17 protein-coding genes, 4 tRNA genes, 3 rRNA genes and 1 pseudogene are annotated in these 21,917 nt (G+C 36.1%); 8 read left to right on the top strand and 17 right to left on the bottom strand.

Translation table 11 applies throughout. From position 1 onward, the window contains the following. Positions 1–30: 30 nt before the first annotated feature. From ACZZ95_RS19610 to ACZZ95_RS19645, 8 genes are all read right to left on the bottom strand, one after another. Positions 31–116: transfer RNA gene (locus ACZZ95_RS19610), tRNA-Leu, on the bottom strand. Positions 117–122: 6 nt separating this feature from the next. Beyond that, a tRNA-Phe gene (locus ACZZ95_RS19615) sits at positions 123–195 on the bottom strand. 69 nt (positions 196–264) lie between these two features. Next, a 5S ribosomal RNA gene (gene rrf / locus ACZZ95_RS19620) occupies positions 265–374 on the bottom strand. 175 nt (positions 375–549) lie between these two features. Further along, positions 550–3,434, bottom strand: a 23S ribosomal RNA gene (locus tag ACZZ95_RS19625). 199 nt (positions 3,435–3,633) lie between these two features. Next, positions 3,634–3,707: transfer RNA gene (locus ACZZ95_RS19630), tRNA-Ala, on the bottom strand. Between the two features lie 107 nt (positions 3,708–3,814). Continuing rightward, positions 3,815–3,888: transfer RNA gene (locus tag ACZZ95_RS19635), tRNA-Ile, on the bottom strand. A gap of 127 nt (positions 3,889–4,015) precedes the next feature. Further along, positions 4,016–5,531: ribosomal RNA gene (locus ACZZ95_RS19640) — 16S ribosomal RNA — on the bottom strand. Together the 16S, 23S and 5S rRNA genes with 4 tRNA genes alongside form the textbook arrangement of a ribosomal RNA operon. A 1,107-nt stretch (positions 5,532–6,638) precedes the next feature. After that, a complete protein-coding gene (locus ACZZ95_RS19645; protein WP_463470310.1) occupies positions 6,639–7,322 on the bottom strand; it encodes a DUF4294 domain-containing protein in 684 nt (227 codons plus the stop codon). A gap of 81 nt (positions 7,323–7,403) precedes the next feature. Here ACZZ95_RS19645 and ACZZ95_RS19650 point away from each other — a divergent pair, with 81 nt between their 5' ends. The 8 genes and pseudogenes from ACZZ95_RS19650 to ACZZ95_RS19685 all read left to right on the top strand — a co-directional run bounded on the left by ACZZ95_RS19650 (position 7,404) and on the right by ACZZ95_RS19685 (position 16,128). Continuing rightward, positions 7,404–8,492: a M42 family metallopeptidase gene (locus ACZZ95_RS19650; protein WP_463470311.1), complete on the top strand. Its 1,089-nt coding sequence runs from the start codon at positions 7,404–7,406 to the stop codon at positions 8,490–8,492. Between the two features lie 62 nt (positions 8,493–8,554). Next, entirely contained in the window at positions 8,555–8,800 is a 246-nt protein-coding gene (locus ACZZ95_RS19655) for a response regulator transcription factor (protein ID WP_463470312.1), read from the top strand. Next, positions 8,784–9,236 carry a response regulator transcription factor gene (locus ACZZ95_RS19660; protein ID WP_463470313.1) on the top strand — a complete coding sequence of 151 codons (453 nt, stop codon included), beginning with the start codon at positions 8,784–8,786 and terminating at the stop codon, positions 9,234–9,236. Before ACZZ95_RS19655 ends, ACZZ95_RS19660 begins: the two co-directional genes overlap by 17 nt. A gap of 295 nt (positions 9,237–9,531) precedes the next feature. Beyond that, entirely contained in the window at positions 9,532–10,566 is a 1,035-nt protein-coding gene (locus ACZZ95_RS19665) for a sensor histidine kinase (RefSeq protein WP_463470314.1), read from the top strand. Between the two features lie 113 nt (positions 10,567–10,679). Then, positions 10,680–11,693, top strand: a complete 1,014-nt coding sequence (locus ACZZ95_RS19670; protein WP_463470315.1) for a TolC family protein — start codon at positions 10,680–10,682, stop codon at positions 11,691–11,693. Beyond that, positions 11,650–11,928, top strand: coding sequence for a hypothetical protein (locus tag ACZZ95_RS19675; RefSeq protein ID WP_463470316.1), 279 nt, complete (start codon positions 11,650–11,652; stop codon positions 11,926–11,928). Before ACZZ95_RS19670 ends, ACZZ95_RS19675 begins: the two co-directional genes overlap by 44 nt. Positions 11,929–11,940: 12 nt before the next feature. Continuing rightward, positions 11,941–13,026 carry an efflux RND transporter periplasmic adaptor subunit gene (locus ACZZ95_RS19680; RefSeq protein WP_463470317.1) on the top strand — a complete coding sequence of 362 codons (1,086 nt, stop codon included), beginning with the start codon at positions 11,941–11,943 and terminating at the stop codon, positions 13,024–13,026. Positions 13,027–13,029: 3 nt separating this feature from the next. After that, positions 13,030–16,128 (top strand): annotated as a pseudogene (locus ACZZ95_RS19685) (efflux RND transporter permease subunit). A gap of 361 nt (positions 16,129–16,489) precedes the next feature. Here ACZZ95_RS19685 and ACZZ95_RS19690 read toward each other — a convergent pair. The 9 genes from ACZZ95_RS19690 to ACZZ95_RS19730 all read right to left on the bottom strand — a co-directional run bounded on the left by ACZZ95_RS19690 (position 16,490) and on the right by ACZZ95_RS19730 (position 21,868). Continuing rightward, a complete protein-coding gene (locus tag ACZZ95_RS19690) occupies positions 16,490–16,645 on the bottom strand; it encodes an ankyrin repeat domain-containing protein (protein ID WP_463470318.1) in 156 nt (51 codons plus the stop codon). Then, positions 16,626–16,874, bottom strand: coding sequence for an ankyrin repeat domain-containing protein (locus ACZZ95_RS19695; protein ID WP_463470319.1), 249 nt, complete (start codon positions 16,872–16,874; stop codon positions 16,626–16,628). Before ACZZ95_RS19695 ends, ACZZ95_RS19690 begins: the two co-directional genes overlap by 20 nt. Positions 16,875–17,179: 305 nt before the next feature. Then, on the bottom strand, positions 17,180–17,557 hold the full coding sequence (locus tag ACZZ95_RS19700; protein ID WP_463470320.1) for an ankyrin repeat domain-containing protein: 378 nt from the start codon (positions 17,555–17,557) through the stop codon (positions 17,180–17,182). A gap of 139 nt (positions 17,558–17,696) precedes the next feature. After that, entirely contained in the window at positions 17,697–17,852 is a 156-nt protein-coding gene (locus tag ACZZ95_RS19705; protein ID WP_463470321.1) for a hypothetical protein, read from the bottom strand. Between the two features lie 68 nt (positions 17,853–17,920). Beyond that, positions 17,921–18,811 carry a glycoside hydrolase family 26 protein gene (locus tag ACZZ95_RS19710; protein WP_463470322.1) on the bottom strand — a complete coding sequence of 297 codons (891 nt, stop codon included), beginning with the start codon at positions 18,809–18,811 and terminating at the stop codon, positions 17,921–17,923. A gap of 53 nt (positions 18,812–18,864) precedes the next feature. Next, on the bottom strand, positions 18,865–19,818 hold the full coding sequence (locus ACZZ95_RS19715) for a phosphoribosylaminoimidazolesuccinocarboxamide synthase (protein ID WP_463470323.1): 954 nt from the start codon (positions 19,816–19,818) through the stop codon (positions 18,865–18,867). 239 nt (positions 19,819–20,057) lie between these two features. Beyond that, positions 20,058–20,882 (bottom strand): Cof-type HAD-IIB family hydrolase, encoded by an 825-nt coding sequence (locus ACZZ95_RS19720; RefSeq protein WP_463470324.1) that lies wholly within the window; start codon positions 20,880–20,882, stop codon positions 20,058–20,060. A 135-nt stretch (positions 20,883–21,017) separates the two neighbouring features. Further along, a complete protein-coding gene (locus ACZZ95_RS19725; protein ID WP_463470325.1) occupies positions 21,018–21,317 on the bottom strand; it encodes a DUF1801 domain-containing protein in 300 nt (99 codons plus the stop codon). A gap of 59 nt (positions 21,318–21,376) precedes the next feature. Continuing rightward, the gene (locus tag ACZZ95_RS19730) at positions 21,377–21,868 is read right to left on the bottom strand and encodes a hypothetical protein (protein WP_463470326.1); all 492 of its coding nucleotides are present in this window, start codon (positions 21,866–21,868) and stop codon (positions 21,377–21,379) included. Positions 21,869–21,917 lie beyond the last annotated feature (49 nt).

Consider the following 21,917-nt stretch of genomic DNA (forward strand, 5'->3'; position numbering starts at 1 on the left):
TCAATTAGCAAAGCCAATTGAAGTTTTTAGTACTCAGAGCGGGACTTGAACCCGCACGAACATTGCTGTTCACTGGATTTTAAGTCCAGCGTGTCTACCAATTTCACCATCCGAGCATTATGTGGTACCTCCAGGGATCGAACCAGGGACACATGGATTTTCAGTCCATTGCTCTACCATCTGAGCTAAGGTACCTTATATTTACATAAATTATGCAAATAAAGAATAAAAAATCCTACTTCTTACAAAGTAGGATTTTTCAAAGAAAGGCGACGACATACTCTCCCACATAACTGCAGTACCATCTGCGCAGGCGGGCTTAACTACTCTGTTCGGGATGGGAAGAGGTGAGCCCCGCCGCAATAACCACCTTAAGGTTTTTAGTCTAAAGCCACAAGTCTTAAAGTTGTAAAGTCTTTCGACTTTTGACTTTAATCTTTCGACTTAAAGACTGCCCGCGACAGGCAAATATCTTAACATACTGAGATAAAGAAAAGTATTTTAGTTTTAGAAAGTTTCTCCCCCCGATTTGCATCGGGGGAAAAGGGTGTACATAAGCTTACGGATTATTAGTACTACTCGACTATGACATTACTGCCTTTACATCTATAGCCTATCAACGTGGTCATCTTCCACGATCCTTAAAAGAAATCTCATCTTGTGGTGGGTTTCGCGCTTATATGCTTTCAGCGCTTATCCCTTCCAAACGTAGCTACTCTGCGGTGCCCCTGGCGGGACAACAGATACACTAGAGGTTTGTCCAATTCGGTCCTCTCGTACTAGAATCAGATCCACTCAAATTTCTAACGCCCGCAGTAGATAGAGACCGAACTGTCTCACGACGTTCTGAACCCAGCTCGCGTGCCACTTTAATGGGCGAACAGCCCAACCCTTGGGACCTTCTCCAGCCCCAGGATGTGACGAGCCGACATCGAGGTGCCAAACCCCCCCGTCGATATGAGCTCTTGGGGGAGATCAGCCTGTTATCCCCGGCGTACCTTTTATCCTTTGAGCGATGGCCCTTCCATGCGGAACCACCGGATCACTATGCTCTACTTTCGTACCTGATCGACCTGTATGTCTCTCAGTCAAGCTCCCTTATGCCATTGCACTCTACGCACGGTTACCAAGCGTACTGAGGGAACCTTTAGAAGCCTCCGTTACTCTTTTGGAGGCGACCACCCCAGTCAAACTACCCACCAAGCAATGTCCCCCGCTAAACGGGGTTAGGCTTCAGATAAACAAAGGGTTGTATTTCAACAATGACTCCACAACGCCTGGCGACGCCGCTTCATAGTCTCCAACCTATCCTACACATCATTTATCCAAAGTCAATACTAAGCTATAGTAAAGGTGCACAGGGTCTTTTCGTCCCACTGCGGGTAAACGGCATCTTCACCGTTACTACAATTTCACCGAGCTCATGGCTGAGACAGTGTCCAGATCGTTACACCATTCGTGCAGGTCGGAACTTACCCGACAAGGAATTTCGCTACCTTAGGACCGTTATAGTTACGGCCGCCGTTTACTGGGGCTTCAATTCAATGCTTCTCCGAAGATAACATCTCCTCTTAACCTTCCAGCACCGGGCAGGTGTCAGGCCCTATACTTCATCTTACGATTTTGCAGAGCCCTGTGTTTTTGATAAACAGTCGCCTGGACCTCTTCACTGCGGCCCCGATTGCTCGGGGCGACCTTTCTCCCGAAGTTACAGGTCTATTTTGCCTAATTCCTTAGCCATGAATCTCTCGAGCACCTTAGGATTCTCTCCTCAACTACCTGTGTCGGTTTACGGTACTGGTACTAATTACCTGAAGTTTAGAGGTTTTTCTTGGAAGCCCTTAGGCGCACTATCTCTTTGTCCGAAGACTCCGAGTACTATCGTATTTCCCCAAAATCTGTGGATTTGCCTGCAGATCTTATAGGTAGGTACTTCAACGAACTATTCCGTCAGTTCAGCGGCGCTTTCATCACTCCGTCACCCCATCACAGTAATTAGTAGTACGGGAATATTAACCCGTTAGCCATCGACTGTCCCTTTCGGGTTCGCCTTAGGACCAGACTAACCCACAGCTGATTAGCATAGCTGTGGAAACCTTAGTTTTTCGGTGTGCGGGTTTCTCGCCCGCATTATCGTTACTTATGCCTACATTTTCTTTTCTAACCGGTCCAGCATACCTTACGATACACCTTCTGCCCTGTTAGAATGCTCCCCTACCACTTAGAGTAATCTCTAAATCCATAGCTTCGGTAATATGCTTATGCCCGATTATTATCCATGCTCGTCCGCTCGACTAGTGAGCTGTTACGCACTCTTTAAATGAATGGTCGCTTCCAAGCCAACATCCTAGCTGTCTGGGCAGACAAACCTCGTTCTTTCAACTTAGCATATATTTGGGGACCTTAGCTGATGGTCTGGGTTCTTTCCCTCTCGGACTTGGACCTTAGCACCCAAGCCCTCACTGTTAGTGAACATTATACAGCATTCGGAGTTTGTCAGGAATTGGTAGGCGGTGAAGCCCCCGCATCCAATCAGTAGCTCTACCTCTGTATAACTTTATAACTAACGCCGCACCTAAATGCATTTCGGGGAGTACGAGCTATTTCCGAGTTTGATTGGCCTTTCACCCCTACCCACAGGTCATCCGAAGACTTTTCAACGTCAACCGGTTCGGTCCTCCACTGTGTGTTACCACAGCTTCAACCTGCCCATGGGTAGATCACACGGTTTCGCGTCTAACACTACTGACTAAAGCGCCCTATTCAGACTCGCTTTCGCCGCGGATCCGTGGCTTAACCACTTAACCTTGCCAGCAACGTTAACTCGTAGGCTCATTATGCAAAAGGCACGCCGTCACCCCACAAAAGGGCTCCGACCGCTTGTAAGCGTATGGTTTCAGGATCTATTTCACTCCGTTATTCACGGTTCTTTTCACCTTTCCCTCACGGTACTGGTTCACTATCGGTCTCTCAGGAGTATTTAGCCTTAGCGGATGGTCCCGCCAAATTCAGACAGGGTTTCACGTGCCCCGCCCTACTCAGGATACCACTATCTATTACATTTATTACCCGTACGGGGCTGTCACCCTCTATGGCGTCACTTTCCAGTAACTTCCGGTTCTGCATGCATAAAATGTCGTGGTCCTACAACCCCAGCACTGCCGTAACAGCACTGGTTTGGGCTAATCCGCGTTCGCTCGCCACTACTTACGGAATCACTTTTGTTTTCTTCTCCTCCGCCTACTTAGATGTTTCAGTTCAGCGGGTTTGCCCACCTATCGGTGTACTATGTCTTCAACATAGTGGGTTGCCCCATTCAGGTATCTGCGGATCAATCGGTGTGTGCCCGTCCCCGCGACTTTTCGCGACTTATCACGCCTTTCTTCGCCTCTGAGAGCCTAGGCATCCCCCATACGCCCTTATTTTGCTTATTGTACCAGCCTTAAAATTAATCAAGACCGTTTTTTTTTGTCTTTTGTTAGTTGTATTGCTACTATAACAAAAAACGCTTTCTACTTTTTATTATTTTCTTATCTCAATATGTCAATGAACTTTTTTCTAGTGATTAGTCCTTAGTAATTAGTGATCAGCTTTTGACTAATTACTTTTACTCTTTACTATTCACTTGAATAGTGGAGAATAACGGAGTCGAACCGTTGACCTCCTGCGTGCAAGGCAGGCGCTCTAGCCAGCTGAGCTAATCCCCCATTTTTCAATCTTAGATTGTAGAATTCAGATTTTAGATTTCTTAATTCTTCTCTAATTTCTTTTGGCGAATCCCAACTTCCAGAATTTCCTTTTTTAAGTTAAATAGTAGTCCCGGGCAGACTCGAACTGCCGACCCCTACATTATCAGTGTAGTACTCTAACCAGCTGAGCTACGAGACTCTGTTTTACTTAATTTTCATTTTTTTTTAAATTAACAGCAAGAGTAATTGAATCTTGTGATTCAGTTCCTTTAGATAGACATCTTTTTTTCCCCATCGTGCAATAATGCTAACAAATGGGGCTCTAGAAAGGAGGTGTTCCAGCCGCACCTTCCGGTACGGCTACCTTGTTACGACTTAGCCCTAGTTACCAGTTTTACCCTAGGCGACTCCTTGCGGTCACCGACTTCAGGCACCCCCAGCTTCCATGGCTTGACGGGCGGTGTGTACAAGGCCCGGGAACGTATTCACCGGATCATGGCTGATATCCGATTACTAGCGATTCCAGCTTCACGGAGTCGAGTTGCAGACTCCGATCCGAACTGTGACCGGTTTTATAGATTCGCTCCTGGTCGCCCAGTGGTCGCTCTCTGTACCGGCCATTGTAGCACGTGTGTAGCCCAAGGCGTAAGGGCCGTGATGATTTGACGTCATCCCCACCTTCCTCACAGTTTGCACTGGCAGTCTTGTTAGAGTTCCCGACTTGACTCGCTGGCAACTAACAACAGGGGTTGCGCTCGTTATAGGACTTAACCTGACACCTCACGGCACGAGCTGACGACAACCATGCGAGACCTTGTAAATTGTCTTGCGAAAAGTCTGTTTCCAAACCGGTCAATCTACATTTAAGCCTTGGTAAGGTTCCTCGCGTATCATCGAATTAAACCACATGCTCCACCGCTTGTGCGGGCCCCCGTCAATTCCTTTGAGTTTCATTCTTGCGAACGTACTCCCCAGGTGGGATACTTATCACTTTCGCTTAGCCACTGAAATTGCTTCCAACAGCTAGTATCCATCGTTTACGGCGTGGACTACCAGGGTATCTAATCCTGTTCGCTACCCACGCTTTCGTCCATCAGCGTCAATCAATTAGTAGTAACCTGCCTTCGCAATTGGTATTCCATGTAATCTCTAAGCATTTCACCGCTACACTACATATTCTAGTTACTTCCTAATAATTCAAGTTCAGCAGTATCAATGGCCGTTCCACCGTTGAGCGATGGGCTTTCACCACTGACTTACTAAACCGCCTACGGACCCTTTAAACCCAATGATTCCGGATAACGCTTGGATCCTCCGTATTACCGCGTACTGCTGGCACGGAGTTAGCCGATCCTTATTCTTACGATACCGTCAAGCTGATTCACGAATCAGTGTTTCTTCTCGTACAAAAGCAGTTTACAATCCATAGGACCGTCATCCTGCACGCGGCATGGCTGGATCAGGCTTGCGCCCATTGTCCAATATTCCTCACTCGTCGCCTCCCGTAGGAGTCTGGTCCGTGTCTCAGTACCAGTGTGGGGGATCTCCCTCTCAGGACCCCTACCCATCGTTGCCTTGGTAAGCCGTTACCTTACCAACAAGCTAATGGGACGCATGCTCATCTTTCACCGTTGTGACTTTAATTATAAAATGATGCCATCCTATAATGCTATGAGGTATTAATCCAAATTTCTCTGGGCTATCCCTCTGTGAAAGGCAGATTGCATACGCGTTACGCACCCGTGCGCCGGTCTCTATCTCCGAAGAAATATACCCCTCGACTTGCATGTGTTAAGCCTGCCGCTAGCGTTCATCCTGAGCCAGGATCAAACTCTTCATCGTATATTGTGTGTCTTAAATAAATCAAGACTAATTATTATGCGATGTTTTCTCTATCGGTTCCTATCGAATCTCTCGATTCTATTACTCTTATTCTTTTGTCTCATCCTGCGACGAGACGGCTGTCAATTCAATATGTCTACGAACGTGTTTCTTTTTTGTTTCCCTTGTGTTGCAAAGCGGGTGCAAAAGTAGAAAACTTATTTTAAACCGGCAAATGTTTTTTGAAGTTTTTTTTAGAAAATTTCTTTTCCTTTTTTCCTTCTAAACCTTACCAATCTTTCAATGAACTTTCCGTGTTTTGCGGGGTGCAAATGTAACATCCGTTTTCAAATCTCACAAGCTTTTTTGAATCTTTTTTTTGAAAAAACTTTTCAGTTTAAAATTCAATGCCTGTCAGTGTTTCAGTGAACGTTTGTCGTTGTTGCGGGTGCAAAAGTACCACCTTTATTTACATTTACAAGCCTTTTTTTTATATTTTTTCCATGTTTTAAACGCTTTTTTTCTTAACACTCTGATAACTGCTTATTTACATTTTAAAGTTTTTTGAATCATTGTCAGTTTTTTCTTCATCACGCTGTTATTTCTGCATTTTCAGCGTTTTCAAAAGGTGGTTTTTGCAGGATTTATAGGTTTTACAGGGATTTGGTTCGTTTTGTCGCGAAGGCACAATGGCACAAAGTTTTGTTTTTCTGTCGTTTTATAATCACGCAGAGACCAAAAGACTTATGTTTTTCTTTTATATTCGTTTTGTTTCTGTTATTACACTCTGTTTCTTTTGAAAACTACTGCCCTAGCGGGAAACAGCTCCTTATTAAAATTAAATTCCAATTTTTTAAAATCCAAACTCCATTTGTCTGGATTGTGGGATATGGGACGCGGGCTTCGACTTCGCTCAGCCTGACATTGATTTTGATTAACAAATCGGATTTTTAATAACTCCTGCGTTACGCATAAGACACACTGCTGTGCGTCTCTACGGAAAATTGGATTTTAATTAATTTTATACATATATATTATAGTGTGATTTTGTACATATATATATATGTACAAAAAATAAACCCGACAGGTTTTGAAAACCTGTCGGGTTACATATTATAGTATAAGTAGTTATTTCTTATTTAACTCTTTTGCTCTTTCCTGCCATTTGGCGGATAGTTCATCATAGTTTACGGGATTGGCTGGTTTTTGATTTACTAACCTGCCTGACTCAAAAGCTCGGACTAAGATTGTTTCTATTAAATAGTCTTCGTTTACATCGTAAGGTTTGTACTCTGTCTTTAGACTAATATCAAAAAGGTTTGCGGTTGTATTTGATACAAAGGCTTTGAATCCGCTTTTTAAGGTTTTGATTAGTTCGTATGTTGTAATTCCGGTTTGACGATGAATTAATTTCACGAGAATCTGACCTTGTTTTCTTGAAAGCTTTTTAAGTTTTTCTTCGAATTCGTTATTTAGATAATCTTCTACGATTTTAAAGTATTTTTTCTTTTCGCGATTGGTTTTCAAACGAGCCATTCCGCTATTTAGCGCTGTTAATCTGTCCGAAGCTAATTTAGCATAAGGATAAACTTTATATACTCTGTTTTGAAGAATTTGAAATTGCTTCAATTCTTCTGGATTCATCTTCTCCCCTTTTGAAATAATTATCTCAGGTAATTGGATGGTATCATTTAAAATAGAATCTTGCTCTGTTAGTATATATCCCATTTGCTCGTTCTCTTTTGGAGTAACTTGGGCGTGACATGAAAAGGAAACAAATAGTAAAAACAAAATAAAACTGGTAAATCTCATCGAATCATAATTTAAATGTAAAATTATATATTTATACACAACTCTAATACCAAATTTATATTTTAGCGGAAAAATATTTTTATGAGCACAAATTCTATCTTAAAAGATACCTCTATAGCATTCTTAGAAAGCTACCTAAATAATGCTTCTCCTACTGGTTACGAAAGTGAAGGCCAGAAACTTTGGATGAATTATTTAAAACCTTATGTTGATACTTTTATTACTGATACTTACGGAACGGCTGTTGGAGTAATTAATCCAGATGCTCCTTATAAGGTTGTTATTGAAGGTCATGCTGATGAAATTTCTTGGTATGTAAACTACATTACGGAGGACGGATTGCTTTATGTGGTTAGAAACGGTGGTTCTGATCATCAAATTGCTCCTTCTAAACGTGTTCACATTCATACTAAAAAAGGTATAGTAAATGGTGTCTTTGGATGGCCGGCAATTCATACGAGGTTACGTGACAAAGAAGAAGTACCTAAGACCAGTAATATTTTTATTGATTTAGGTTGTGAGAATAAAGAACAGGTTGAAGCTTTAGGCGTTCATGTTGGATGTGTGATTACTTATCCTGACGAATTTATGATTCTGAATGAGAATAAATTTGTCTGTCGTGCTATCGATAACCGAATGGGCGGTTTTATGATTGCTGAAGTTGCGCGTTTATTGCACGAAAACAAGAAAACACTTCCTTTTGGTCTTTATATTGTAAATTCTGTTCAGGAGGAAATTGGTCTGCGCGGTGCAGAAATGATTGCACACAGAATAAAACCAAACGTTGCTATTGTTACTGATGTCTGCCACGATACTACTACCCCAATGATCGACAAAAAAGTGGAAGGTGATTTAAAAATGGGTAAAGGTCCAGTTATCGCCTACTCTCCAGCTGTACAAAATAATCTACGTGATTTGATTGTTGATACTGCTGAAGAGAATAAAATTCCGTTTCAGCGTCATGCTACATCTAGATCTACAGGAACAGATACTGATGCTTTTGCTTACAGTAACGGCGGTGTTCCGTCTGCATTAATTTCGCTTCCTTTGCGTTATATGCATACGACCGTAGAAATGGTTCATAGAGATGATGTTGAAAATGTCATTCAGTTAATCTATGAGTCTCTTTTGAAAATTGAGAACAACGAAACTTTTTCTTATTTTAAATAAAATGTATCTTTAATGTAAATCCAGTTTAATTTTTTGACTGGATTTACAAATAATAAATTCACATGAAAATATTACTACTCGAAGACGACTTTACTTTATCAAAAGAAATCTCAGCATTCTTTACTTCAAAGGATTTCGAGTGTTTTGCTTATTATGATGGTTCTTTACTGCTAAAAAAATACTTTCCGTACGAATATGATTTGATTATTCTTGACATTAATGTTCCTGGAACAAACGGAATCGATGTTTGCAAAGGGATTCGGGAAATTGACAAAAAAGACTCCTATTATTATGCTGACGGCTTTTAGCGAAATTGAAGATAAATTATCTTCGTTCGATAATGGCGCAGATGATTATTTGGTTAAACCATTTCATTTTGACGAATTGTATGCCAGAGTACAGTCACTTTTAAGACGAAAAGAAGTTCCGCGACAAGTAGAAGATAAAATCCTTATAAAGGATCTCGAAATTTTTGAAGATGATATGAAAGTTTTCAGATCTGGAGAAGAAATTAAACTTACTCCAAAAGAGTTTAAATTAATCCTTATTCTGGCGCATGCGAAAGGAAAAGTTTTGTCTAAACAATTTATTGCCGAGAAGCTTTGGGATTATCATATTGAAACCAATCAGAATACTATTGAGGTTTATATTAACTTTTTGAGAAAAAAAATAGACAAAGACCATGAAGTAAAACTTATTCGTACCAAAGTTGGTTACGGATATTATCTAAGCGATCAGGAATGACATTAAAAAATCGAATATCACTTTTAGTCAGTTTACTGTTTACCATCCTTTTTGGACTGGCATCTACGGTGATATTCATTTTATATTCTAATTATAGAAAAGAAGAATTTCGTGATCGATTAGAAGTGAAAGCATTGTCTAATATAAAGTTATTAGTTAATGTCAAACAAATAGACAATCAGCTTTTAAAAATAATAGATCAAAACTCTATTAATAAATTATACGATGAAAAAACATTAGTTTTTGATTCTAATTATAAATTGATCTACAGCAGTATTGACGACGCTAAAATTAATTGGTCTGTAGACGATTTGAAGTATTTAAAAAAGAACAAAACCTTTTTAAACAGCAAGGTGATTATGAGGTATACGGTGTTTTTTATGATACTAATGATAAAGATTTCTATGCCTTAATTTCTGCAACTGATGATTACGGAAACAGAAAATTACTCTTCTTAAGATATACTCTAGTTATTTCTTATATCTTTTTTACCACAATATGCTGGTTATTAACTTCTTTTATGGTTCGAAAAGCTATGAGCCCGCTGAATGCTTTTCATCAAAAAATAAAAAATATAAACGAAAATAACCTCGATACCAGAATTGAATCTAAAAGCAGTAAAGATGAAATTGATCTGATTGCTGATGAATTTAATTTTATGATGGATCGAATTGAAATCTCTTATCAAAGACAGAAAGAATTTACCGCAAATGCTTCGCACGAACTGAGAACGCCGCTTTCGCGAATGACATCGCAGATCGAAAATGCTGTAGCCGATCCTGATATTAAGCCTAAAAGTAAATCTTTCTTAAATGCTATATTGACAGATGTTAATCATTTAGGTGAATTAATTAATTCGTTATTAATTCTTTCCAAAATTGATAATCGAAAAACTGAAAATCACGAAATACAGCGATTAGATGAAATTCTATTTTCCTCTATTGAAAAAATAAATAAAACTTTTCCAGATTTTGTTATTCTTTTTGAAATGGAAGAAAGCGACGATCTTGATACGGCTTTAGAAATTGATGGAAACAAAAATCTTCTTGAAATTGCTATTACCAATGTTTTAAAAAACGCCTATGTTTATTCGGATAATAAACAAGCCAAAGTTAAAATCAGTACCGAAAATGATCTGTTATTGATATCGATTTCCAATTCAGGACGTACATTAACTGAATTTGAACAGAAGAATCTTTTTCAGCCTTTTATGCGCATGCGAAAATGCCAAAGGAACTACAGGCTTTGGATTGGGACTTCGAATTGTCAACCGCATTCTCACACTTCACAATTCATACATAACTTACAGTATTCCAAGCGAAAACATTAATTTATTTTGTATCGTTTTTCGCAAATAAATTCATTTTTAAGCTATTTTTAAGGTTGATTTTAAGGTGTCTTAAAGTCTCTCGATAGCATCTTTGTACAAAATAAATTTGTACAATGAAAAAACTATTTACCTTCTTAGTATTTGCATTACTCCATCAAGTAGTTATGGCTCAAAAAACAGTCACTCTTGAAGAATGTGAAAGCCAATTCTTAAAAAAGAATCTTTTTTTACTGGCATCTCAATACAACATTGATGCCTCAAAAGCACTTACTATTCAGGCTCGCATTTGGGATAATCCAACCATTTCGGCAGAATTGAATGCGTATAATCCAGAACGAGACAAGTACTTTGATATTGGTAAAGAGGGTCAGAAAGTATTTGCTATTGAACAGCTCATTTATCTTGGCGGTAAAAAACGTAACGAAGTAAAACTGGCTCAAGCCAATGAGAAATTAGCTGAACTTCAGTTTAATGACTTATTGCGCACCCTAAAACTGCTGATGCGCAAGAGTTTTTACACTGTGTATTACAATACTAAAAATCTTGAAAATACTGACAAGCAAATAGTAAACATAGAAAATCTAATTAATTCGTATTCCGTTCAAGCTCAAAAAGGCAATATTCCTTTAAAAGATGTTGTTCGTTTGCAATCCCTGTATCTTAATTTTAAGAATGAAAGAATGGAAGTGGTCAGTGATAATATAGAAGAACAGGCAAACTTAAAATTACTATTAAATGAAACTCAAAATGTAGTTCCTGTAGTAAGTAAAGACGATTCGAATAAATATTTAAAAATAATTGATTTTGATCTTAAAAGCTTCGAAGATCAAGCAATTGCTAATCGACCGGACTATTTAGCTAAACAAAAAGAAATCGATGCGAACGAACTTAATGTTAAATGGCAAAAGTCGCTGTCTGTTCCAGATATTACTTTAGGAGCGAATTACGATCAGCGAAGCGGTGCATTTAATAGAGAAGCTAATGTTAGCGTTGGAATTCCTCTGCCTCTTTGGAATAAAAACAAGGGTAATATAAAATATGCCCAAACCATCTTAGAACAATCTAAAATTGAAAAACAAAATTTTGAACTGCAGTACGCAAACCGAAATTACTTCTGCATGGAATAAATGGGATGAATCAAGACAAACCTACATTGTCATCAAACCTACTGTAAATGCGGATTTTGAAGCAGTTTACAACGGTATGCTGACCAACTTTCAAAAACGAAATGTAAGTCTTTTAGAATTTACAGATTTTATGGAAAGTTACAATCAGGCCATAATTCAATTAAATGAATTAAAGAAAAAAGTAGTGATCGCAGGAGAAGAATTAAATAGTACCATCAACAAAGATTTATTTTAAAAAACTAAAGAAATGAAACATATATTATTCATAGGAATTGCAGTTGCAAGTTTATCTCTTACAAGTCACGAAAAAGAAGTTGAAAATCCAGAAACAAATACTTCATTTGTTTTAAGCGATGCGATGCTAAAAACGACTACAACTGCAACAGCCGAAACACAGCCAGTAAAAAATGAACTTAGTTTTTACGGAAAAATTACGGCTGATAATAATAAAATGATAGACGTTTATCCTTTAGTTGGCGGAAACGTAATGAAAGTTAACGTTGAGCTTGGTGACTATGTTAAAAAAGGACAAGTTTTGGCAACTATAAAAAGTACCGATGTTGCCGATTTTGAAAAACAATCTATAGATGCTAAAAGTGATTTACTTGTTGCTAAAAATAATTTAAAAGTTGCTCAGGAATTATTTGATGGTAAATTGAATTCGGAAAGTGATGTTCTGCAGGCAAAATCTGAAGTTAACAAAGCACAATCTCAATTGAGTAAAGTTCAGGAAACGTATAAAATATATAATATTAAAGCAGGATCAATCTATGAAGTAACTGCTCCAATCAGCGGTTTTATTATTCAAAAAAGTATTAATCAAGACATGCTTTTACGTAATGATCGTTCCGAAAATATTTTTGATATAGCAGAAATCAGCGAAGTTTGGGCAATGGCAAATATCAATGAAATTGATATTAATAAAGTAAAACTGGGAACAAGTGCGGCGGTGACAACTTTAAGTTATCCGGATAAAACATTTCATGGTAAAGTAGACAAAATTTACAATGTAATTGACCCTGAAACGAAAGCAATGCAAGCCAGAATTAAATTGAACAACTCTGATTATATGCTTAAGCCTGATATGAATGCTAATATAAAATTGTATTTCAACGAAAACCAATCTTTAATTGCTGTGCCTAGTAAAGCCATTGTGTTTGATAAAAGTAAAAACTTTGTAGTTGTATTTAAAGATCGAAATAATATAGAGACAAGACAAGTAGAAGTATATAGAGTTGTGGGAGATACTACTTATATCTCAAGTGGTTTAAAAGAAAACGAAAAAGTAATCACCAACAACCAGCTGTTTATTTATGGTGCTTTAAATAATTAAGACATGAACAAATTCATTAAAAATATTATTGCTTTTTCTCTAAAGAATAAAGCATTTACCTTCTTTTGGGTCGGGTTATTGGCTGTTGCTGGGTTTATTTCGTTTAAAAATATGCCTATTGATGCTTTTCCAGATGTTACCAATACGCAAATTATTATCATTACGCAATGGAATGGTAAAAGTGCTGAAGAAGTAGAACGTTTTGTTACTTCTCCTATCGAAATCTCGATGAACTCTGTTCAGAAGAAAACGAGTGTTCGAAGCATTACAATGTTCGGATTATCTGTTATCAAAATTATTTTTGATGATGGTGTCGACGATACATTTGCACGTTTTCAGGTCAACAATTTACTTAAAAATGTTTCGCTTCCAGATGATGTCGAACCAGATGTGCGACCTCCTTACGGACCAACAGGTGAAATTTTTAGATACATTGTAAAAAGTGACAGCAGAGACAGCAGGAATTGTTAACTTACCAAAACTGGGTAATCGACAAACAACTTCGTTCTCTTCCTGGTGTGGCAGATTTAAATGTTTTTGGAGGTCAAACTAAAACTTATGAAATTGGTGTTGATCCAATCAAACTTGCAAAATATAATATCACTCCTTTACAAGTTTACAACGCTGTAAATTCAGGAAATATAAATGTTGGTGGTGATGTGATCGAAAAAAATGGACAAGCATTTGTGGTTCGTGGAGTCGGTTTATTACAATCTAAAGAAGATATTGGAAATATTATCGTTGATGATGCTGCTGGAAATCCAATTTTGGTTAAAAACCTAGCAGAAGTATACGAAAGTTCGATGCCGAGAGTTGGACAAACTGGTATTGGAAATAATGATGATGCTGTAGAAGGAATCGTAGTAATGCGAAAAGGAGAAAATCCGCAGGAAACTCTTGCCTTAATAAAAGATAAAATAAAAGACTTGAATGAAAATGTTCTTCCTAAAGACATTAAAATTGAGACTTTTTATGATCGTGATAATTTAATGAACTTCACGACCGAAACGGTAATGCACAATTTATTCGAAGGAATTATTTTGGTTACTTGTGTGGTGTTCCTTTTTATGGCCGACTGGCGAACTACTTTTACAGTTTCTATTGTAATTCCGCTTTCCTTATTATTTGCATTTTTATGTCTTAAAATGATGGGAATGAGCGCCAACTTATTGAGTTTAGGTGCAGTCGATTTCGGAATTATTATTGATGGTGCGGTGGTTATGGTCGAAGGATTATTTGTGGTCTTGGATCATCGAGCGCATCAATTAGGAATGGAGAAATTTAATAAAATAGCAAAAGGAAGCCTAATCAAGAAAACAGGAACAGAAATGGGTAAAGCTATTTTCTTTTCTAAATTGATTATCATTACAGCTTTACTTCCTATTTTCTCTTTCCAGAAAGTAGAAGGAAAAATGTTCTCTCCCCTAGCCTTCACCTTAGGTTTTGCATTACTGGGAGCACTTATTTTTACGTTGACGTTGGTTCCTGTTCTTTCACATATTTTATTAAATAAAAATGTAAGAGAGAAAAATAATCCTTTTGTAAATTTCTGGGATCGAATCGTGACCAAAGGTTTTGCATGGACATTTAAGCACAAAGTACAAACTTTAATTGCTTCTATCGGATTAATGGCTGGCGTGTTCTTTTCTGCAGGTTTCTTAGGAACAGAGTTTTTACCACAATTAAATGAAGGTGCTTTATGGGTTACAGCAGAATTACCAATGAGCACATCACTGCCTGAAAGTGTTAAAACGGCGGCAATGATTAGAAAAGACTTAGAAAGTTTTCCAGAAGTTAAAAAAGTGCTGTCGCAAACAGGACGAAGCAATGACGGAACAGATCCTAATGGTTTTGGATTTATTCAGCTTCAAGTTGATTTAAAACCGAAAGGCGAATGGACGCGAAAAATTTCTATGGATGAGCTGATCAATGAAATGGATAATAAATTGAAAGTACATCAAGGAATTACGTATAATTATTCGCGACCGTAATTGATAACGTTGCTGAATCTGTTGCGGGATTTAAAGCTTCGAATGCAGTAAAAATTTATGGAGATGATTTAAATAAATTAGACCAGCTTGCCAATGAAGTACTGGCAGAAATTAAAGATATTCCAGGTATAAAGGATGCGGGAATTTTAAGAAACGTCGGGCGACTCGGAAATCAGTGTAATCTTAGATCGTGAAAAGATGGCGAACTTACGGCGTAACATTAAGCGATGCTCAAGCTGTTTTAGAACTTGCTTTTGGAGGAAAAACTGCGACTGAAAAATACGAAGATGAAAAGAAATTTGATGTGCGTGTTCGTTTTTCACAAGAATACAGAAAAGATGAAAAAGATTTGGAAGAAATTAAAGTTCCAACAATCAGCGGTATTAAAATTCCTCTGAAAGAAATATGCGATATCAAAACTATCACTGGACCAGCATTTATTTACAGAGATAATACAAAACGTTTTATTGGAGTTAAATTCTCTGTTCGTGATCGAGATTTGGGAAGTACAATTGCCGAAGCGCAAGCGAAAGTAAACAAATTAAAACTTCCTAAAGGTTACACAACTGGATGGACTGGAGAATTTGAAAATCAGGTTCGTGCGAGTGCGCGTCTGGCGCAAGTGGTGCCTATCAGTTTAATTGGAATTTTTGTATTGCTGTTTATTTTGTTCGGAAACTTTAAAGATTCTTTGCTTGTACTGGCCAATGTTCCATTTGCAATTATTGGTGGAATTATTGCCCTGCATATTACAGGAATGAATTTCGGAATCTCTGCAGGAGTTGGTTTTATTGCCCTTTTAGGAATTTGTATTCAAAATGGAGTTATTCTGATATCAGAATTCCATCATAATTTAAAAGCCAAATTTACACTCGAAGAATCCATTTTCATGGGAGTTAAGGCGAGAACAAGAGCCGTAGTTATGACTGCGTTAATGGCCTCAATCGGATTGTTACCAGCCGCAATTTCTACAGGAATTGGTTCTGAATCACAAAAACCGCTTGCCATTGTAATTATTGGCGGTCTTATGACAGCAACTGTCCTTACTTTATTGGTATTCCCTATTTTATTCTGGATTTTCAACAGAAAAAAACATGTACCAATTGAATAATAGTTTTAATAGTTTTTTAGTTTAAATCAATTTGTTGGATTTAAAAAGAGAAAGCATCATTCTTGTAATGATGCTTTTTTGGTTTCAACTCAAAATGTTGTGGAAAAACATTATACGACTAAAAATTTTTAACGCAGAGAACACAACGTTTTTTCGCAGAGTTTACGAAGATTTGAATACTTGTTTACAAAATTTAAATCCTAAATGCTTTGTGAACTTTTTGTTTTTTAATAAACTCAAATATTAGAAAAACTGCGCGTTCTCCGCTATATTTTTTTTATTTTGAAAAAGTTGAAAACAAAAAAAAAGACCTTTTGCTCAGAAAGGTCTTTTAAATACTAACTCAAAACTTTTTAAAATTTTATTTCAAATCTTTCAGTAATGCAATTGATTCTGAAGCATTTGATAATTGTGCATATTTTAATGCAGTATATCCTTTTTCATTTTTTTCCGTTGGACGTGCACCATTAGACAATAAAAGTTTTATGATTTCATGTTTATTGTAACGTGCGAGCAATCATTAATGGTGTAAGATCGTCATCTGACATTTCGTTTACATCTGCACCATATTCGATAAATTTCTTAACTGTGTCAATGTCACCTTTGCTGATTGCAACATTCAATGGGTTTACAGCGTAGCTTCCTAATTCAACTTGATTTTTTACAGATGAAACTCCATTTGAAGCCATAGCTACATTTCCTAATGTTACTAAAGCTAATCCTAAATAAATAACTGATTTTTTCATAATGATTGATTGTTTGTTAAATTGATTGATGATGATTTTAATTTCTATTCAAAGGTAATTATTTAATTGTATTATGCATTACAAAGTACTATGTTTTAACCAATTCTTAACATTTACTTAATAAAACCATAATTTAGAGACTAGAACATTACCAAATTCTTGATTTCTATATAATAGACTACAGAAAACAGAAAATGTTACAATAAATCTGAAAAAAAAATAATGTACATAGCATTTTTTTACTACCAGTTGAAAAACAGGTTATTTTACTTTCAGCTTTACTTTTAAAATTAATAGCACATAGATTATTTCAAATCTTTTAAAATAGCTATAGATTCTGTTGCTTTGTAATATTGTGCATAACGCAAAGCTGTAAAATCGTTTTCATTTTTCTCCAAAGGTTTCGCGCCATGTGTCAATAAGATTTTAATGATTTCAAATTCATTATACCTTGCCGCTACCATTAAAGGTGTCATATCTTTTAAAACTTTATTGACATCAAAACCGTATTCAATAAGTTTCTTAACGGTTCCAATATCTCCTTTGCTTATAGCAAGATGCATTGCGCCGTTTGGATTAGTAGAAAATTCAACTACGTTTTTAGTACTTAATTCTGGATTGAATGCGAATGATGGATTTGCAAAAACAAAGACTGCCCCTGCAATAATTACTGCTTTTTTCATGATGATGATTTTTTGATTGATGATGATTTAATCTTTAGACGACTTAAAGAACAATTAGGTTGCATTAAAAATCATTTTTTTTCAAAAAAAAAGTGCAATTCAGATTTACCGAACTACGCTTTCCTATTTTAAATAAAAATTAAAGCTTGAATCTTTTGCTGTAAATATTTTTCAAATCATCTTCAAACAAAGTAAATGGATCATTATAAAACGCTATAAAATCTGGCGCACTTATTTGCCCGGGAAATGGAGCATAAAAATGCGTTGGACTCGTCATATCATTTCGCCAAACCAAAACATAGCATAATTTTAAATCTTTAGTCTTTACTGTTTTGAGTAAAACTTCAGTCCACCATTTTTTCGTTAGGAATAGATTCTAAACCAGTCTCCGTAAAAAGCGGCTAATTTTTTCTTTTTAACGGCTAAATCAGAAAATATTTTAAGCTTTTTAAAACCTGCATCTAAATCATATTTCCCGTCACGTCCAAAATCGCCGTAATCGTCCATTCCTAATAAATCAACATAATTATCGCCTGGATAGCGTTCTAAATATTCTTCTTCAGAATTAAATCGATTATCTGGAGAAAAGGCGTAAATAAAATTATGAACTCCCAAAGTATTTTTTAAATACGAAACAGTAAACTGCCAGACTGCGATAAAATCTTCGCGAGCTGTCTGTGGTTTTCCCCACCAAAACCAGTTTCCATCAAACTCGTGAAAAGGTCGAAAAATCATTGGAGAAAGTTTGCCGTCTTTTGCTTGTACAGAATTTGCAAAATCGGCTATTGTTTTTAAAATCTCTTTGTATTGCTCATGATGAAATCCTCCTGGTTTTATTAAAGCCATTGATGCTTTAGAAATGCCGTCTTTCCAGTAAAATCCGCCTTCAGAAGCTGGATTGTTAAAATGCCATGAAACCGTAGTAATTCCTCCTCTCTCGTAAGTATCAACTACAATTTTCCTCAGAGCATCTTTTGCTTTTTCTGCTTGTTCTTTTGAATAACCTGAAAAATCACTAAAATCAATTCCAACAACAGCGGGATGCGAACCTGTTACGGATTTTACATCTGATCTATTAGGTTCATTACTCCATCCGTGTCCATATTCTAAAGCGTGCTGGTGTCCAAAAAGAATATGATTTTCGGAAATCGTTTTTAAATTCTTGTAAAGATTTTTTGTTTCTTTTGTCGCATTTTTATCTAGTCGCTGCAAAAAGAAAATGCCCTGCTGTAAGACATACAAAAAGCAGGGCATTTTTTTTGGTTATAAAATTCATGGTTTAAATAATTAGTTTAAACCCGAAATTACTATTTAGAACATAGGTATTGTAATACGTTTTTATCAATACGTTGGTCAATATTGTCAATGTCTGCTTTTACAAATTTTTCGCCTAAGATATTCTCGTACAATTCGATGTATCTTTCAGAAACAGATTCAATATATTCATCAGACATATCTGGAATCTGCTGTCCTTCCTGTCCTTGAAAACCATTTTCGATCAACCAGCGACGCACAAATTCTTTAGACAATTGTTTTTGCTCCTCTCCTTTTTCTTGTCTTTCAGCATATCCGTCAGCATAGAAATAACGAGAAGAATCTGGTGTATGAATTTCGTCAATTAAAACTATAACACCGTCTTTTGTTTTTCCGAATTCATATTTTGTATCGACTAAAATTAAACCGCGAGAAGCGACAATTTCAGTTCCTCTTTGAAATAGAGCACGAGTATATTTTTCTAAAACTAAATAATCTTCTTCAGAAACAATTCCTTTAGCTAAAATATCTTCACGAGAAATATCTTCATCATGAGAACCATTATCTGCCTTTGTAGTTGGTGTAATAATTGGCTCAGGAAATTTATCATTTTCTTTTAAACCTTCTGCCATCGCAACGCCACAGATTTGTTTTCTTCCTGCCGCATATTCACGAGCCGCGTGTCCTGACAAATAACCACGAATTACCATTTCTACTTTAAAAGGATCACATAAATGTCCAACAGCAACGTTTGGATCTGGAGTAGCAATTAACCAGTTTGGAACAATATCCTCCGTTAATTCCATGAATTTAGTTGCAATCTGATTTAGGATTTGTCCTTTGTATGGAATTCCTTTTGGCAAAACTACATCAAAAGCCGAAAGTCTATCGGTTGCTACCATTACCAAAAGTTCGTCGTTAATATTGTAAACTTCTCTAACTTTTCCGCGGTAAACTGATTTCTGATTCGGGAAATTAAAATTTGTAGTTGTGATTGTATTGCTCATTATCTCGTTGTGTTGTTTTTTATGAATGCAAATTTAAAATTATTTCACAGAGTTTCATCATCAAAAGATAGAGATAAATTATAAATTTTATTTCTTAGGAAAATAAACAAAAAAAATTGCCACGAATTACACCAATTTTCGCGAATTTTTAAAGGAAAGAGAAAATAGATTAATCTATTTTCTTTTATAAATTTCAAATAAATAATTTGTGGAAATTGGTGTAATTCGTGGCAAAAAAATTATACTAGTTCTTTATCTAAAATTCTAGAGGCGATATATTTAGCAACTCCATCTTCTGCATTCGTTTTAATAACTTCTAAATCAGGTAAAGTTTCTTTTAAAACCGCTGGAGCATTCCCCATAATTAAGCCTTTTCCAGATGCGACTAACATTTGAACATCATTAAATCCGTCTCCAAAAGAAACGGCTTGTTCTAAAGTATAACCTTCTTTTTCAAGCACTTGTTCGATTGCAACTGCTTTATCTATAGATTTATCCATAAATTCCAAACAAGTCGGCAGACTAAAAGCATGATGTAAATGTTCTGAAGAATTAGCTAAAACATCATCTTTTAATTTTACTAGTTTCTCGTGATCATCACATGAAAAGAAAATTTTAATCGCACCAAAATCTTCTAAGTTTTTATAGTCTACCAATTCTGGACGATATTTTAATTCTGCTTGAAAAGAGTTCAATCTTTCATTCCATTTATTGGTCTGCCAAACATTCTCTTTAAATAAAACCACTGTAATGGCAGGATCAATTTCAACATTTAGAGTCGCTTTAACTATATCGCTGTCTAAGTTAAAAGCAAAAAGCTGTTCTTTATTTGGTGAATGAATTCTTGCTCCGTTAGAACTTACCAAATAAACGGGAATTTCAAGTGTTTCAATAATTGCCATCGCATCAAGATGATGACGTCCTGTAGCCACAACAATTAAATAACTTTGATTGTGAAGTTCTTGAAAAATGGATTTAGTATAATCTGAAATTCGGTGTTGAGGGTTGAGTAAAGTTCCGTCAAGGTCACTTACTACAACTTTTATATTTTTAAGTTTTGTCATATTTATCAAATATCGATGATATGCAAATTTAAGGTTTTAAGCTCGTTTAGACAAAGATTACAAGCTATGAAAGTCAAAATTGAGGCAAGTTTATTATTTATTTAACTATTCGGTTAAATAATACTTTTTAGATAATTAAATCTTAACAATTCTAGATTTGTATAAATTTATTGCTTTCTGAATTACAAATTCAATTTGTTCTAAAGGCAAATCTTCATTAACATCAAACATCATAATCTTCATTCGTAAACGTTTTTCTTGAATGAGAAAAGTTTCATCAAAATATTTTCCTTCTACAATTCCGATGCAAGGTTGTTTGAGTTTTTTATGAATCCATAAATAGCAAAACATTTTTCCTTTATAACAGAAAGATGGCATTGCGTATTTTAGCACATGCGTAATGTCTTTGTCTTGTTTTAAGATAATATCTCTCATGGCAAGAAATGTTCATTTTATAGGTTCTTCTTGGTTTTGGTAGAAATCATCTAGTTCTTTCATCTTCTGATTTTTTTAGTTTTGGCAAACATAATTTTCAAAGTGTCAGAGCATTTTGATTCAGGTTTTATTTTGTAAAACAATGAGTCATTTTTGATATAAAAAATTTCTTTTGTAAAAAGACAAAAACTTTTTCCTTGATCTGGTTCACAATTTGGCATTGTTAATAATGGCAAAGGGGCTTTACCTTTTCTGTCAAAGAAAGTACAATCCACAAAAGGAGAAATCACATAACAAGTATCTATTTTTGTGTCGCTCAATTCGATAGAATCACCTATAATTTTCCACTTTCCTTTCGAAAACACTGTCCAATCACAGCCTGCACCTCTATAATCAAAAGTACTGTCAGCATTTATTTTAATACTTGACTTTCCTGGCACTATATACTCCGTATCGTACCAAATGCCAACAAACTTATTTTTGGGGATTTCTTTTTTTTGACATGAAAACAAACCAATAAATAATATCAAAATCGATATTCTAATTTTCATTTAAATCTCATTTAATTAATTTCTAATTCAAAAAAAAATATTCGTTTTG

Source organism: Flavobacterium sp. AC267 (genome assembly GCF_979258715.1).